This is a genomic window from Streptomyces sp. NBC_00287, assembly GCF_036173105.1.
Classification (GTDB): Bacteria; Actinomycetota; Actinomycetes; order Streptomycetales; family Streptomycetaceae; genus Streptomyces.
In genome coordinates this window covers 6,754,552-6,770,277 of the sequence record NZ_CP108053.1, presented here as the reverse complement: position 1 = coordinate 6,770,277, position 15,726 = coordinate 6,754,552, and the positions used below count along the sequence as shown (strand labels likewise).

Below are 15,726 nucleotides of genomic sequence, written 5' to 3'. Positions count from 1 at the left end.
GACTGGAGAGTCGCTCATGCCCCCCATTGTTGCCGCAACGGGTGTCCGGGAGGACAGGGCGTCCCCCTCACGGGGGCGGAGGGGGAACACCCTGTCGGTGGCCGGTCAGCGGATCGGGCGGTGGACGTTCTCCCGTTCGCTCGGTCCCGGGGTCGCGTCGGCGATCCAGGGGCCGTCGCCGGAGGGGTCGACGATGCCGTGCTCCAGCCATTCATAGGTGCCGGACATGACGCCCTTGGCGACCTTGCGGTCGACGTCGTCGGTGTTGGTCCACAGACGGCCGAAGAGCTCCTCGATCCGGATGCGGGACTGGCGGCAGAAGGCTTCGGCGAGTTGGTAGGCCTCGCGGCCGTTCTCGCCCCGGGAGCGGAGGTGCTCGGCGCGTACGCAGACCGCGCTCATCGCGAACAGTTCCGCGCCGATGTCGACGATCCGGGCCAGGAAGCCCTGCTTGGACTCCATCCGGCCCTGCCAGCGGGACATGGCGTAGAAGGTGGAGCGGGCGAGCTTGCGGGAGGTGCGTTCGACGTAGCGCAGATGCGGGGACAGGTCGACTTCTTGCTTGAATTCGCCGTAGGAGTACGGCAGTTGGCCCTGACCCGCGACCAGCTTCGGCAGCCACTTCGCGTAGAAGACTCCCGCGTTCGCGCCCGCCTTCGCCTTGTCCTGGAGGGACTTGTCGGGGTCGATGAGGTCGCCGGCGACCGAGAGGTGGGCGTCTACGGCCTCGCGGGCGATCAGGAGATGCATGATCTCCGTCGAGCCCTCGAAGATGCGGTTGATGCGCAGGTCGCGCAGGATCTGTTCGGCGGGGACAGCGCGTTCGCCGCGCGCCCGGAGCGACTCGGCCGTCTCGAAGCCGCGGCCGCCGCGGATCTGGACGAGCTCGTCGGCCATCAGCCAGGCCATCTCGGAGGCGTACAGCTTGGCGAGGGCGCCTTCGATCCGGATGTCGTTGCGGTCCTCGTCGGCCATCTGCGAGGCCAGGTCGAGTACGGCCTCCAGGGCGAAGGTGGTGGTCGCGATGAAGGAGATCTTGGCACCGACCGCTTCGTGCTGGGCGAGGGGCTTGCCCCACTGCTCGCGCGCCGCCGACCACTCACGGGCGATCTTCAGACACCACTTGCCGGCGGCCACGCAGGACGCGGGCAGGGACAGCCGCCCGGTGTTCAGCGTGGTGAGCGCGATCTTCAGGCCCGCGCCCTCGGGGCCGATGCGGTTGGCGGCGGGGACCCGGACCTGGTGGAAGCGGGTGACGCCGTTCTCGATGCCGCGCAGGCCCATGAAGGCGTTGCGGTGCTCGACGGTGATGCCCGGCGAGTTGGTCTCCACCACGAAGGCCGTGATGCCGCCCTTGTGGCCCTCGGACTTCGGCACCCGGGCCATGACGACGAGAAGGTCGGCGACCACTCCGTTGGTGGTCCAGAGTTTCACTCCGTCGAGGACGTACTCGTCCCCCTCCGGTACGGCGGAGGCGGCGAGGCGGGCCGGGTCGGAGCCGACGTCCGGCTCGGTGAGCAGGAAGGCGGAGATGTCGGTGCGGGCGCAGCGCGGCAGGAACCGTTCCTTCTGCTCGTCCGTGCCGAACAGCTTCAGCGGCTGGGGGACGCCGATCGACTGATGGGCGGAGAGCAGCACACCGATCGCCGGGCAGGCCGAGCCCGCCAGGGCCAGCGCCTTGTTGTAGTAGACCTGGGTGAGGCCGAGGCCGCCGTACTTGGTGTCGATCTTCATGCCGAGGGCGCCGATCTCCTTGAGGCCGTTGATGACCTCGTCGGGGATGCGGGCCTCGCGCTCGATGAGGGCGCCGTCGACCTTCGTCTCGACGAAGTCGCGCAGCTTGGCGAGGAACTCCTCGCCGCGCTGGGCGGCCTCGTCGGTCGGCATGGGGTGGGGGTGGATGAGGTCGAGGCGGAAGCGGCCGAGGAACAGTTCCTTGGCGAAGCTGGGCTTGCGCCAGTCCTGCTCACGCGCCGCCTCTGCCACCTGGCGGGCCTCACGTTCGGTGACTGTGGGCTTGGTCGTTGGAGCGGACATGAGGCTCACCTCGCCGCGAATAGGGATCTTGAGGACCGACGTTACCGACTGGTGCTACCCGATCGTATGTACCCGATCCGGGGCGAGGTGACCACCCCGCGTGCGGCCGTTCAGCCGATGTCGACGGAATACCTCTTGGTGTCAAGGCGTCAGGGCCTTGGCCTTCTTCGGCGGGCGGGGCCTACGGTGTCGCGGGAGAAGGCCGCGGTCGAAATTCGCTGTCGAAGCGCTTCGACAACCTATGGACACCCACCCCCGGTGGGGCTACTGTCGAACCACCCTCACCCGCCCCTATTCACAGTGCGCACTGTCGAAGCGCTTCACAAAACTTGGAGAGCTGGATGGTCACCCTCGCCGAGGTCGCTCAGCACGCCGGAGTCTCGGCGAGCACGGTGAGCTATGTCCTCAGCGGCAAGCGGTCCATCTCCTCGACCACCCGGCAGCGGGTCGAGCAGAGCATCCGCGAGCTCGGCTACCACCCGAACGCGGGCGCCCGGGCGCTGGCCAGCAGCAGGTCGAACATCATCGCGCTGATGATCCCGCTGCGCACCGACATGTATGTGCCGGTGATGATGGAGATCGCCATCGCGGTGGCCACCACCGCGCGCATCCATGGGTACGACGTCCTGCTGCTCACCGGTGAGGAGGGCCCGGACGCGGTGCGCCGGGTCACCGGCAGCGGGCTCGCCGACGCGATGATCCTGATGGATGTCGAACTCGACGACGAGCGGCTGCCGTTGCTGCGCGACACCGACCAGCCGTCGGTGCTGATCGGACTGCCCGCCGACACTACCGGTCTCACCTGCGTCGATCTGGACTTCCGGGCGACCGGCGCGCTGTGCGTGGAGCATCTGGCGATGCTCGGGCACCGCGACATCGCTGTCATCGGCGAGGCGCCCGCGGTCTACGAACGGCACACCGGTTTCGCCGAGCGCACGCTGGACGGACTGCGTTCCCGCGCCCAGGAGTTGGGCGTACGGCTGCTGCACCGGCCGTGCGAGGGCGGCTACGACGCGATGGCCGTCACGCTCGCCCGGGTCTTCGACGAGCGCCCGGGCACCACGGGCTTCGTGGTGCAGAACGAGTCGGCGGTGGAACCGCTGCTCGCCCTGCTGCGCCAGCAGGGCCGTGCCGTGCCGGAGGATGTGTCGGTCGTGGCGATCTGCCCCGACCAGGTCGCCGTCCAGGCCTCGGTGCGGCTGACGTCCGTCTCCATCCCCGCCCAGGAGATGGGCCGGCATGCCGTGGAGCACCTCGTCGCCAAACTGGACGGCCGGGGCGAGGACGAAGTCGTACTCATCAGGCCAGAGTTGACGGTACGGGCAAGCACGGGACCGGTGCCGGCCTGACGCCCGCCGACACCGCTCATCCGCCCCTACCAGGGCATCCCATGCCTGCACTCCTTCAGGAGTACGCCTCTTGAACCCTCCCCCTGCCGGAACAGGGGGATTCCTGGCTCACGCCGCTCGGCCGCTCAGCGAACGACCGGGTCTTACGCGATCAGCGCCATCCGGGTTGGAACCAGCCCGGTTGCCCCGAAAGACAAGGAGGTTGTGCGTGCTTGGTTCTCGCTGCGCACGCTGCGTAGCTTACCCGATCATCTTGGTGACGATCCACGGCATCGTCGGAGGTTGCCAGTGAACCAGCCTGCCTACAAACAAACCGGCACCGTCAGCCTCTCCCAGTCCTCCCCCACCGTCGGCACGTTCCGCGAGCGGGACGGCGCGCTGGAGTGGAGCGGTCGTCAGGAGACCGTCCGCGTCGAGCCGTGGGGTCCGGACGCGGTGCGGGTACGGGCCCGGCTCGGTGGGCCGGTCCTCGAACGGCTCCCGGGTGCGCTGCTGACCGAGGCTCCGGCCACCTCGTCCACCGTCAAGATCGAGGACGGGCGGGGGCAGTTGACCGTCGGCACACTCACGGTCGAGATCGACGCCGAGGGCCTGATCCGCTTCCTGCGCACCTCCGACGGCGGTGAACTGCTCGCCGAGGAGCGCGCCCACTTCTGGTGGCCGGGCTCGCGGCTGTACACGGCGGTCGGCAACGGCCACCACCGCCTGGAGCAGCGCTTCGCCGCCTACGACGACGAGAAGCTCTACGGCCTCGGCCAGCACCAGCACGGCCGGCTCGACCAGAAGGGCCTGGTCCTGGACCTGGTCCAGCGCAATGCCGAGGTCGGCATCCCGGTGCTCACCTCCAGCCGTGGCTACACCCTGCTGTGGAACAACCCGGCGATCGGCCGCGTGGAGCTGGCGCACAACGGCACGCGCTGGGTCGCGGACTCGGCCCGGCAGCTCGACTACTGGATCACCGCGGGCGATCCGGCCGACGCACAGCGCCGCTACAGCGCGGTGACCGGCCGGACGCCGATGCTGCCGGAGTGGGCGGCGGGCTTCTGGCAGTGCAAGCTGCGCTACCGCACCCAGGACGAGCTGCTGTCCGTCGCCCGCGAGTACAAGCGCCGGGGCCTGCCCATCAGCGCCATCGTCTGCGACTTCTTCCACTGGACGCACCTGGGCGAGTGGAAGTTCGACCTCAACGAGTGGCCGGACCCGGCGGCGATGGTCCGTGAACTGGACGAGCTGGGCATCAAGTTGGTGGTCAGCGTCTGGCCGTCGGTGTCCCCCCTCTCCGAGAACCACCCGGTGATGGAGCAGCGCGGCTACTTCATCGGCACCCAGTACGGCCCGATGGCGCACGCCGACTGGCCGGACAAGGAGGTCGCCTCCACCGTCCAGGTCGCCTTCTACGACGCCACCAACCCGGACGCCCGGGAGTTCCTGTGGTCCCGCGTGAAGGCCAACTACCTTGATCCTTACGGCATCACGGCCTTCTGGCTGGACGCCTGCGAGCCGGAGCTGAAGCCGGGCTTCCAGGAGAATCTCCGCTATTGGGCGGGCCCGGGCCTGGAGGTCGGCAACCTCTACCCGGCGGAGAACGCCCGCGCCTTCCACGAGGGGCTGAGCGCCGAGGGCGAGACCGACATCATCACCCTCAACCGCTCGGCCTGGGCGGGCAGTCAGCGCCACGGCGCCGCCCTGTGGTCCGGCGACATCGGCACCGACTTCCCGACGCTGCGCCGCCAGATCGCGGCCGGTCTCAACACCGCGCTGTCCGGCATCCCCTGGTGGAACACCGACATCGGCGGCTTCCACGGCGGCGATCCGGAGGACGCGGCGTATCGCGAGGTCATGGTCCGCTGGTTCCAGTTCGGCGCGCTGTCCCCGCTGATGCGTCTGCACGGCTTCCGCGACCCGGGTATGCCGCTGGGCCCTGACATGACGGGTGGCCCCAACGAGGTCTGGTCGTACGGCGAGGAGGCCGGCGCGATCCTGGAGCGGTATCTGCGGCTGCGCGAGCGGCTGAAGCCGTACGTCCTCCAGGTCATGCGCGAGGCGCACGAGGAGGGGCTGCCCGTGATGCGGCCGCTGTTCCTGGAGTTCCCCGAGGACCAGGCCACGTGGTCGGTGGACGACGCCTATCTCTTCGGCCGGGATCTGCTGGTGGCGCCCGTGCTGACGGCGGGTGCCACGGCCCGGACGACGTATCTCCCGGCGGGCGCTTCGTGGACGGACTCGTGGACGGGTGAGACGTACGGGGGCGGTACGGCCGTGACGGTCGACGCTCCGCTGGACCGCATCCCGCTGTTCCTGCGGGACGGGGCCGAGCTGCCGATCGCCGAATGACGTGTGCGGCCGGTCCCGTAGGGGAGGGACCGGCCGCACACTCTTCTATCCGGTCAACTGCTGCTGACCGTCAGGTTGTTGGTGACGAAGTCCAGGCCGCCGGAGGACGAGGTGATCTCGTAGCCGAACTGGACGTCACCGATCGTCTCGTTGCCGGACATCCAGCCCTTGGTGCCCGATATCCAGGTGAGGATCGGCTTGATGTTCACCGTGCCGGAGTTCGAGTCCGAGGTGCGCAGGAACGAGAAGACCTCGTTGGCGCCGTTGTTGCCCTTGTAGACGTTCCAGGTGTGGCCGCCGAGGGTGACCGAGCCCTGGGAAGTGCCGAGCGGGCCGACGGCGCCGTTGTAGTTGACCCACAGCATGATCTCGTAGTCGTAGTCCGTGTCCCAGATGTCGTACGACGTGTTGTAGGCGCCGGCCGACGGGACGGAGACGTTGTAGCTGCTCGTCAGCGAGCCGAGCGAGGCGATCGTCTTGTTGACGACCTTCTTGGCGTTCGGGTACGACTTGATGCCGCCGGTGTTGGGGTGGTTGGCCCAGACACCCCAGTTGGTACCGGAGTTGGCCCAGACGCACTGGCTACCGGCGCCGGAGCCCCAGATGTTGTTGTAGAGCGTGTAGCCGTTCAGGTTCGTGTTGCCCCACTGATCGCAGGAGCTCCAGACGGCGGCGTGGGCGGGGGCGGAGGCGAGGCCGACGGTGGCGCCGAGGGCGAGCGCCGGGGCCAGCAAGGCTTTTGTGATGCGGCCTAGTGTGCGGATTGTTGCCATGGTGTCCCTTCCATGGGTGGGGGGAATTGCGGGGAGTTACCACGTCCCCGGCGTGAGGACGTGGTCTTCTCCGGCGACGAGGTCGAGCGGTCTCGCGCCGGTGGAAGTCCTGAGCTCGATACGGCAGCTGCGGGTGGGGCGGATGACGGCTCTTCGGGTGGTGCCCCAGCTGAGGTCGATCTCGGCCCCGAACCTCGTGCGCACGCCGGTGAGTTGGCCGGTGGGGAAGGGCGGCGCGGGCAGTAGGACCAGCCGGTCGGGGGTCGACTGGACGAGCGCCTCGATCAGCACCGCGGGCAGGGCGTGCGCGGCGTCCGCGTTGTAGACGTGGCGGTTCGGGTAGTGCGCGCTCATCAGGGAGGCGTGGAAGAAGTCGCCGTCCAGGACCTGGCCGAGGGCGTGGGCGACGCGTTCTCCGTCGCGCAGGCGGGCGGCGACGAGGGCGTGGTGGAGGTGGCCGTGCGCGGAGTCGTTCTCGGCGCCGCGGAGTTCGAGGGCGCGGTGGGCGGCCTGTGCGAGGTCCGGGGTGTCGTAGGGGTTGATCTCGTCGAGGGGCCAGACGCCGTAGAGGTGGCTGAGGTGGCGGTGGTCGTAGGTGTCCTCCAGGCCGGGCCGGGCCCATTCGGCGAGGGCGCCTTCGTCGTTGACGCGGTGGGGCGGGAGCTTGTCGGCTAGGGCGCGCCATTCCTTCGCCCGCTCCGGGTGGTAGTCGGCGGCCGTGCGGAGCGCGTGGCGGGCGGCGGAGAGGTCCATGGCCGCGTTGATCGTGCCCCAGCTCGCGTTGGCGGGCCGGTTCTCGGGCGAGTAGGACGGGACGACGACCAGGCGGCCCTCGTCGTCGGTGCGGGTGAGGAAGTCCTCGTAGAATTCGGCTGCTTCGGCGAGCATCGCGCCGGTCCCGAGGTCGTGTTCGCCGCGTGTCTCGTCGTGGTCGACGAGCGGTTTGAGCAGCCAGTCGCCCCCGGCGGTCCACAGGTGCAGCGGGTATTCACGGCTGAAGTGGTACGTGTGCCCGGACTCGCCGTCGGTGTGGGCGGGGGCGACCACGCCCCGGGTGCCGAAGACCGCGCGGGCGTTGTCCCGCCAGTGTGGCAGCTGACGGTGGATCAGAGCAGCCAGGCTCTCGGTGACTTCGGGGAGGGCTGCGGCCACCGCTGACGCGGTCTGGAGGTTGAGGTTGGCGTCGTTGGTGAACGCGCCCGACCAGGCCGTGTTCCAGTCGCCGGTCCACAGGCCGACCAGCCGGGGCGGGAGCAGGCCGCTGCTGGAGAGCAGGTGGTAGCGGCCGGCCGCGAAGAGCCGCTCCAGCAGGGCCGCGCTACGGGTCCGCTTGAGCAGTTCGGAGCCGGGAAGGGCGCGTTCGGCCGGATCGCCGCCGAGGTCGAGGGTGACCCGGTCGTAGGCGGTGCGGTGGAGGGCGGCGTGACGGTCGAGGAGTTCGTCGTAGTCCATGGGAAGTTCGCGCAGGGCGCGTCCCTCCTCGATCACGTCGAGTTCCGCGGTGTGCCGCCGGACCCGGGTGAGCAGCAGGACGGAGGCGGCGCCCCGGATGCGCACGCCGGGGGGCACGAGCGCCGAGGTGCCGCCGGTGACCACGACGAGGGTGACGCCGGTGTACGCCCGGTCGCTGTCCGGGTAGCGGGCGCGCAGGCTGAGCAGGGCGCCCTCGGGGGTGAGCAGCGCGCCCTGGCCGACGCCCAGGCCGTCCGGGGCGCCCGGGAGCCGGTGGTCGAGGGTGATGTCGAGGTTCAGGCCCGCGGCCGTGACGCGCTGGACGATCACGTCGTCCGCGCGGGAGACGAAGACACGGCTGGACCAGCCTTGGGCGACGGCTGTCGTCTCACCGGTGATGAAGTCGACGGATCGGCGGTAGCCGGGGGTGTCCCCCGGTCTGCGCAGGCGGATCTGGAAGGCGGGATGGAAGGGCTGCACCCATTGGAGGGGGCGGCCGTCGGTGAAGCTTTCGGCGGCGGTGGTGTCGCCTGCCAGCAGGCGGTCCTGGAGTGTCCGGAGTTCGGCGGCGAGCTCCGGGGGGCGGGCGTCTTCGCTGCCGTTCGGGCGGACCAGGGTGTGCTGGGTGACGATGACACGGTCGTCGTTCGGATCTCCGAACACAAGGGTGCCGTGGTGGCCGTTGCCGCTCAGGAAGGCGTCCTCCCAGCGGGCGGCGGGGGTGGATTCCCAGGTGCCGTGGACGGGGGCTGCGGTCATGATTGGTTGGCCGTGCGCATGACATGCCTCGCTGTATAAGAAGGCGGTGCGGATACCTACAGAAGGGGCGCGGGGAACTGCGCGACCAGCCACGACGAAGCCGCAACCGCCAACGAACAACAGCCCCCCTGAATAGGCGGCCCGTCAACCCTTAATCGCGCCCGTAAGCATGCCCTTCTTGAAATGCCGCTGGACAAAGGGCGAAAGAACAGCCACCGGAAGCAGCGCCAACACCATGACAGCCATCTGCACAGCGAGCCCCGACAGTTGCCCCGTCTTAATCGCCTGCCCCAGCCCAACTGGCGCCTCTTGCTTCTGCACCAGCTGGATCATCACGTTCTGCAACGGCATCATGTCCTGATCGTTCAGATACAGCGACGCGTTGAACCACGCACTCCAGTACCCGACCGCATAGAACAGCGTGATGACGGCGATGACGGCCCGCGACAACGGCATGACGATCTGCCGGAGAATCCGGAAATCCCCCGCGCCGTCGATCCGCGCGCTGTCGATGAGTTCCTGCGAGATCTCCATGAAAAACCCGCGCAGCACCAGGATGTTGAAGATGCTGATGGCGCTCGGCAGGATCAGCGCGAGATAGCTGTCCGTCAAGCCGAGGGACTGCACCAGCAGGTATGTGGGGATGAGTCCGGCGCTGAAGAACATGGTCGCGAGCAGCGTCATGAGGATCGAGCGGTGGCCGAGGGACCCGCTCCGGGACAGCCCGTAGGCACACAGCACGGACACCGTCATCGAGAACAGCGTGCCGACGAGGGTGACGAGGATGCTGACGACCGCGGCGCGGGTGACCTGGCCGCCGCTGAGCAGCTCCGTGTAGGCGACGAAGGTGATGTCCTTGGGCACCATCACCAGGCCGCCCGCCTCGTCGATGGTCTTGCGCGAGGAGAGGCTGGTGACGATCACGATCCACAGGGGGAAGAGGACCGCAAGGCAGGCGAACGTCAAGGCGATGCCCTTGCCCGCGAGGCCGGCCTTCGAAGGTTCTTCCTCCCACGCCGGGCGCGGCGGTGCGGCCCACCAGTTCTGCTTGCTCGCCGGTTTGTCGATGATCGCGGTCACTTCTTGTACACCCCCTGCTCGCCCATGAGATGGGCCACCTTGTTCGCGGCGAGGACCAGGCCGATGCTGACGACGCCCTTGATCAGGCCGGCGGCGGCTGCGTAGCCGAAGTCCTGGTTGCGCACGCCGTTCCACCACACGAAGGTGTCGAGGACCTCCCCCGCCTCCCTTCCGACGCCGTCGCGTTGCAGCAGGATCTGTTCGAACCCGACGGTCAGGGCGTCACCGACGCGCAGCACGAGGAGGAGGGCGATCACCGGGCGCAGGGCGGGAAGCGTGACGTGCCACATGCGCCGCCAGCGTCCGGCGCCGTCCATCGCGGCGGCCTCGTACTGGTCCGTGGGGACCGAGGCCAGGGCGGCGAGGAAGACGATGATCCCCCACCCCGCGTCCTTCCAGACACTCTGCGCGGTGATCAGGAAGGCGAAGGTGTCCGGGTTGGTCATGATGTCGAGGCCGTCGTACCCGTTCTGCCTGAGCAGTTGGGAGAGCATCCCGGCGCCGCCGAACATCTGCTGGAAGACGGCGATGACCAGCACCCACGAGAAGAAGTGCGGCAGGTAGAGAACCGCCTGCGCGACGGCGCGCACGCGGGGCCGGACCACGCTGTTGATGAGCAGCGCGAGCAGGACCGGGATCGGGAAGAACAGCACGAGCTGGACGAAGAACAGCACCAGCGTGTTCTCGACGGCGTTCCAGAAGGCCGAGTCCTCGAAGATCCGCTGGAAGTTCTCCAGGCCCACGAAGGGGCTGTTCAGGATGGAGACGATGCCGTTGTCGCTGATGTAGGGGTCGTAGTCCTGGAAGGCGACGACGTTGCCGAGGATCGGCAGGTAGTTGAAGATCAGGACCAGCACGACGGCCGGCAGCGTCATGAGGATCAGGGTGCGGTCGCGTCTGAACCTGAGCCGCAGGCTCAGGGTGCCCGACGCTCGCTTCTCCCGGGCACCCGTGGGGCCGGCGGACGCCGCCGGGGCCTTCTCCGGCGTGCTGGCCTCGGCACTGCTCCGAGGCACCGTGCTGTGGGACACAGCGGTTCTCCTAGCCTCAGATCCTGGTCAGCTCGCCGCCGAGCCGTTCTCGTCGAGGAGCTTCTTGTACCAGTCGCGCAGCTTGTCGCCGCCCTTGCCCTTCCAGTCGGAGACGGCCTGCTGCATGTCGCTGATCTTCTTGCGGCCGCGGATGATGTCGTCCTCGAGCTGCTCGAAGTCGTTGGCGAGGTTGGTGTAGCGGGAGGGCTCGGTGATCTGGAGGCCCCAGAAGGACGACTTCTTGGTGAAGGCGCCCATCCGCTGCTCCCACTCGACCATGGCCTTGGTGTAGTCCGGCAGGTCGGGGTGGGCGGTGGTTGCGGCGGGGCTCGCCACCATGACGTAGGCGTTGAGGACCTCGTTGTTGCCCTGGTCGTTCTTGACCGGGACGCCGTCCTTGATCGTGTAGTGCGTGCCCTCGACGCCGTAGTTGGTCATCATCCACTCCTTGGTGCCGTACGGCGCCGCGGTGACGTTGGCGACCGCCAGCGCGTCGTGGATGACGGACTCGGAGGCCTTCTTGCTGATGAAGGCGAAGATGCCGGCCGGGTTCGCGGCGTACAGCGTCGGGTCACCGCCGTCGTGGCCCCAGATGTCCATGCCCCAGACCTTGAAGTCGGGGTTCTGGGTGGCCTGGGAGGCCTGCTGGCCGTACCAGTTGACGATGTTGTTGTCCCAGATCAGGAACTCGCCGGCGGCGAACTTGGGGGCGGGGTCGGTCGCCTGGCTCTTGCCCAGCTTGAAGTCGGGGTGGACGACTCCGGCGGCGAACAGCTTGCGCGTCCACTCGATGGCTTCCAGGTACTCCTGGGTCTCGAGGCGGTTGATCAGCTTGCCGTCTTCCATGTCCCACCAGAGCGGCTTCTCCCCTCCCCCGCGCACACCGAAGTTGTTCATCGCCGTCCACTTCATGTCACCGCAGGCCCACACCTTGGCGCGGGCGTTGGTGATGTCCTTGCACAGGGCCATGAACTCGTCGGCGGACCGCGGGACTTCGTAGCCCTCCTTGTCGAAGATGTCCTGACGGTAGAGGGGCACGATGGTCGCGACGGACGGGGCGGGCATCGGCAGGCCCATCAGCTTGCCGCTGAAGATGGAGCGCTGCCAGGCGTCGCTGGGGATCGCCGCGAGGTTCGGGTACTCCTTGACCTTGTCCCCGGACAGGTACGGGCCGAGGTCGGCCATCTTGCCGGCGATGGCGCTGGGTATCTTGCCCATCATGTTCCAGCCGGGGATGACGACCACGTCCGGGACGTCGCTGGAGGCGAGGACCGCGCCGAGCTTCTGGTCGTAGGTGTTGCCGTCCTGGTTGCGCCACTGGACGTCGACGCCGATCAGGTCGTTCATCGACGTGTAGTAGGGGTTGTCGCCCTTGGGCGGGGAGCCCCAGAACGGCGACATGATGGTGACCTTGCCGCCCTTGCCGAGTGGCTTCGGGACCGAGGTCTTCAGGGTGGCGACGTCGAGCTTGGCGGTGAAGCCCATCGACGAGCCGTTCTTGGACGGTATGTCCGGCGTCACCACACTGCTCGCCACATACGCCGGCAGGAGCTTCTTCGCGTCATTGCCCGACGTCGTACCCTCACGCGACTTGCTGTCCGACCCGCCGCAGGCGGCGAGTAGCGGCATCCCACCGGCTACCGCGGCGGTCGCGACCGCCGTCGAGGCGAGGAAGCTTCTCCGGCTGGGTGCGGAAGAGGCGGAGGAGGCGTTCGGCGTCATTGCGTCAACCCTTCATGGCGCACCTGGACACCCGGCGGTGGGCCGTCGGCTGCGGTGTCGTAAGTGGAACTGGCTGAGCTGAAGCGGTCCTCCGACCAATCGGTGCGACCGCAGTCGAAGCGCTTCGATGTTGCTGTGAGGTTAAGTGAACACCCAGGGGCGCACAAGGGTCGCTTCCAAGATTCCTCGACCCAGAAGACCTGACCTTTTTCTTATGCGCTGCTTGAACTGACGGTGCCGATCCCTTGACACCCACCCCTGCGTCGAATGAGCATCGAAGCGCTTCGAAAGACCTGCGCCGATCCATCGCAAGGGGATCCACACGTGACCGCACACCCGCCGCCCACTCCGCCTTTTCGCGATGCTCATCTGCCGTTCGCGAAGCGCGTCGACGATCTGCTGGCGCGGCTCACCCTCGACGAGAAGATCGGATTTCTGCACCAGTTCGCCCCGGCCGTCGAGCGGCTCGGCGTCGCCGCCTTCCGCACCGGCCAGGAGGCCCTGCACGGCGTGGCGTGGATGGGCCCGGCGACGGTCTTCCCGCAGGCGGTCGGGCTCGGCGCGACCTGGAACCCGGACCTGGTGCGCCGGGTCGGCGAGGCGGTGTCCCGCGAGACCCGCGCGATGCGCGCCCGCGACGAGCGCGTCGGCCTGAACGTCTGGTCCCCCACGGTCAATCTGCTGCGCCACCCGCTGTGGGGCCGTAACGAAGAGGGTTACTCCGAGGACCCGAAGCTGACCTCGGCCATCGCCACCGCGTACACCCGAGGTCTGCGCGGCGACCATCCGACGTACTGGCGCACCGCGCCGGTCCTCAAGCACTGGCTGGCCCACAACAACGAGACGGACCGCGACACTTCGTCCTCCTCGGTGCGCCCGCGCGTCCTGCACGAGTACGACCTGCGCGCCTTCCGCGAGACGGTGGAGGCGGGCGCGGTGGCCGGGGTGATGCCGGCGTACAACCTGGTCAACGGCCGCCCCAACCATGTGTCGCCGTACCTGCGCGAGCAGTTGCGCACCTGGACCGAGGAGGAGCTGCTGGTCTGCTCGGACGCGGGCGCGCCCTCCAACCTGGTCGACTCCGAGCACTACTTCGACACCCACGAGGAGGCGACGGCTGCCTCGCTGAGGGCTGGTGTCGACAGCTTCACGGACCACGGCACGGACGGCTCGAAGATCACCGCACGGGTGCGGAAGGCGTACGAGCAGGGCCTGTTGACCGAGGACGACATCGACACCGCGGTCCGCCGCCAGCTCTCGGTCCGTTTCCGCCTCGGTGAGTTCGACGGCCATGACGACCCCGGCGCCTTCGACACCCCCGAACACCGGGCGCTCGCCCAGGAGGCGGCCGAGCAGGCGGTCGTCCTGCTCCGCAACGACGGCGTGCTGCCGCTGGCCCCCGGCAGCCGGATCGCCGTCGTCGGCCTGCTCGCCGACGAGTGCAAGCTCGACTGGTACAGCGGCACGCTCCTCCACCGCTCCACCCCGCTGGAGGGGCTGTACGAGCGGTTCGGCGCCGAGCGCGTGGCGTTCGCGGAGGGCGTGGACCGGGTACGGCTGAAGACCTCGACGGGCCTCTTCCTGTACGTCCCGGAAGGCGCCGCCACCGACGAGGTACGCGGCGCCGAGGGCGCTCTGGACCCCGCGCTGCTGGCGGGCCGTACCGATCTCCCGGCGCTGACCACCGGCACCGTGGGTACCGAACTCGCGCTGGTGGACTGGGACGAGGGCGTGCTGACGCTGCGCGCGCCCGACGGCCGATATCTGTCGGTCGCCGAGGACGGCTACGTACGCGCGTCCGCCGACCAGCCCGGCGGCTGGGTGGTGCAGGAGACGTTCCGTCTGGAACCCCACCGGAACGGTCACCTCCTGAGGCATATCGGCACGGGTCGCCACGTCTCTGTCGCCGCCGACGGCGTGAAGGTTGCCGAGGAGGACCCGGAGGTCTTCGAGCTGGTCGTGACCGAGCGCGGCGAGGAGGCGGTGACCCGGGTCGCGGCCCAGGCCGACGTGGTGCTGGTGGTCGCGGGCAACGACCCGCACATCAACGGCCGCGAGACCGAGGACCGTACGACCCTGCTGCTGCCCCCGCACCAGGAGCGCCTCCTGCGCGCGGCCCGCACCGCCAACCCGAAGACGGTGCTGGCGCTGGTCTCCGCCTATCCGTACGCGGTCGAACCGGGGTCCCTGGCGGCCCTGCTCTGGACGGCTCACGGCGGCCAGGCCGCGGGCACCGCGCTGGCCCGGATCCTGGCCGGCGACGTCTCCCCCGCAGGTCGCCTCCCGCAGACCTGGTACGCGAGCGACGCCGACCTCCCCGACCTGCTCGACTACGACGTGATCGGCGGCCGGCAGACCTATCTGTACTTCGAGGGCGCCCCGCTCTACCCGTTCGGCCACGGCCTGTCGTACGCGTCGTTCTCCTACGGCGACTTGGCGACACGGGTGACGGAGGACGCGGTGCACGTGTCCTTCACGGTGACGAACACGGGCGAGCTGACTGCCGACGAGGTGGCGCAGCTCTACACCCGCGCCGTGGACCCGTCGGTCCCGCGCCCCCGCCGGGAGCTGCTCGCGCACCGTCGCGTCACACTCGCCCCGGGCGAGCGCACCGAGATCGCCTTCGAAGTCCTGCTGTCCGCCTTCGAGTTCTGGGACGTGAGCCACGGCCGCCGTCACCTCGACCCGGGCCCGTACGACCTGATGGCGGGCGGCTCCAGCGAGGACATCCGGCTGCGGACGACGGTGGTCCTCGACGGGGAGCCCGTGGCCGCGCGCGCGGTGCGTGAACGAGGCCTGGATGCGGCCGACTTCGACGAGCAGAGCGGCACCGAGATCGTCGACCGCGCGAAGACGACGGGCGACGCGGTGACACCGGCCGGGGACCGGGCGGGCGAACTCCTCTACCGCGCCTGCGACTTCGGGACGGGGGTCACTCAGGTGACGGCGACGGTGGCCGGCGAGGGAACGGTGGAGGTGTCACTGGACGGCGCCCCACCACTGGCGACCCTGACAACGAACACCCCGTCAGGTCCGTACGCCTACACGACACTCACCGCCGACTTCACGGCCGAGGGCGTCCATGACGTCCGCCTCAGACTGCGCGGCCCGCTGCGGCTCGCGCACGTCGGCTTCTCCGGTTGAGGGTCCGGACGAGGCCGACACAAAGGAAGGGGCCCGGCACCGGAA

9 protein-coding genes are annotated in these 15,726 nt (G+C 68.9%); 3 read left to right on the top strand and 6 right to left on the bottom strand.

Annotation, left to right across the window (positions count from 1 at the left end):
• Nucleotides 1-105 precede the first annotated feature (105 nt).
• The gene (locus OHT76_RS31010) at nucleotides 106-2,037 is read right to left on the bottom strand and encodes an acyl-CoA dehydrogenase family protein (RefSeq protein WP_328874148.1); all 1,932 of its coding nucleotides are present in this window, start codon (nucleotides 2,035-2,037) and stop codon (nucleotides 106-108) included.
• Between the two features lie 341 nt (nucleotides 2,038-2,378).
• On the opposite strand from OHT76_RS31010, the gene OHT76_RS31005 reads away from it, so the two are divergent.
• Nucleotides 2,379-3,386, top strand: coding sequence for a LacI family DNA-binding transcriptional regulator (locus tag OHT76_RS31005; protein WP_328874147.1), 1,008 nt, complete (start codon nucleotides 2,379-2,381; stop codon nucleotides 3,384-3,386).
• Nucleotides 3,387-3,674: 288 nt separating this feature from the next.
• Nucleotides 3,675-5,720 carry a glycoside hydrolase family 31 protein gene (locus OHT76_RS31000; protein WP_328874146.1) on the top strand — a complete coding sequence of 682 codons (2,046 nt, stop codon included), beginning with the start codon at nucleotides 3,675-3,677 and terminating at the stop codon, nucleotides 5,718-5,720.
• 53 nt (nucleotides 5,721-5,773) lie between these two features.
• Here OHT76_RS31000 and OHT76_RS30995 read toward each other — a convergent pair whose 3' ends face one another.
• The 5 genes from OHT76_RS30995 to OHT76_RS30975 form a co-directional block, all read right to left on the bottom strand.
• Nucleotides 5,774-6,493: a glycoside hydrolase family 12 protein gene (locus tag OHT76_RS30995; protein ID WP_328874145.1), complete on the bottom strand. Its 720-nt coding sequence runs from the start codon at nucleotides 6,491-6,493 to the stop codon at nucleotides 5,774-5,776.
• 36 nt (nucleotides 6,494-6,529) lie between these two features.
• Nucleotides 6,530-8,704 (bottom strand): glycosyl hydrolase family 95 catalytic domain-containing protein, encoded by a 2,175-nt coding sequence (locus tag OHT76_RS30990; protein WP_328874144.1) that lies wholly within the window; start codon nucleotides 8,702-8,704, stop codon nucleotides 6,530-6,532.
• Nucleotides 8,705-8,848: 144 nt separating this feature from the next.
• A complete protein-coding gene (locus OHT76_RS30985) occupies nucleotides 8,849-9,784 on the bottom strand; it encodes a carbohydrate ABC transporter permease (RefSeq protein WP_328874143.1) in 936 nt (311 codons plus the stop codon).
• Nucleotides 9,781-10,815 (bottom strand): ABC transporter permease, encoded by a 1,035-nt coding sequence (locus OHT76_RS30980; RefSeq protein WP_328874142.1) that lies wholly within the window; start codon nucleotides 10,813-10,815, stop codon nucleotides 9,781-9,783. The genes OHT76_RS30985 and OHT76_RS30980 overlap by 4 nt, the downstream gene beginning before the upstream one ends.
• Before the next feature lie 27 nt (nucleotides 10,816-10,842).
• Entirely contained in the window at nucleotides 10,843-12,537 is a 1,695-nt protein-coding gene (locus tag OHT76_RS30975; RefSeq protein WP_328874141.1) for an extracellular solute-binding protein, read from the bottom strand.
• Nucleotides 12,538-12,861: 324 nt separating this feature from the next.
• Between OHT76_RS30975 and OHT76_RS30970 the strand changes: the two genes are divergently transcribed.
• Nucleotides 12,862-15,681, top strand: coding sequence for a glycoside hydrolase family 3 C-terminal domain-containing protein (locus tag OHT76_RS30970; protein WP_328874140.1), 2,820 nt, complete (start codon nucleotides 12,862-12,864; stop codon nucleotides 15,679-15,681).
• Nucleotides 15,682-15,726 lie beyond the last annotated feature (45 nt).

What these genes read in the sequence shown, in the direction of transcription:
- OHT76_RS30975 (WP_328874141.1), bottom strand. Translation starts at nt 12,537, where the DNA reads ATGACGCCGAACGCCTCCTCCGCCTCTTCCGCACCCAGCCGGAGAAGC.
- OHT76_RS31010 (WP_328874148.1), bottom strand. Translation starts at nt 2,037, where the DNA reads ATGTCCGCTCCAACGACCAAGCCCACAGTCACCGAACGTGAGGCCCGC.
- OHT76_RS30990 (WP_328874144.1), bottom strand. Translation starts at nt 8,704, where the DNA reads ATGACCGCAGCCCCCGTCCACGGCACCTGGGAATCCACCCCCGCCGCC.
- OHT76_RS31005 (WP_328874147.1), top strand. Translation starts at nt 2,379, where the DNA reads ATGGTCACCCTCGCCGAGGTCGCTCAGCACGCCGGAGTCTCGGCGAGC.
- OHT76_RS30995 (WP_328874145.1), bottom strand. Translation starts at nt 6,493, where the DNA reads ATGGCAACAATCCGCACACTAGGCCGCATCACAAAAGCCTTGCTGGCC.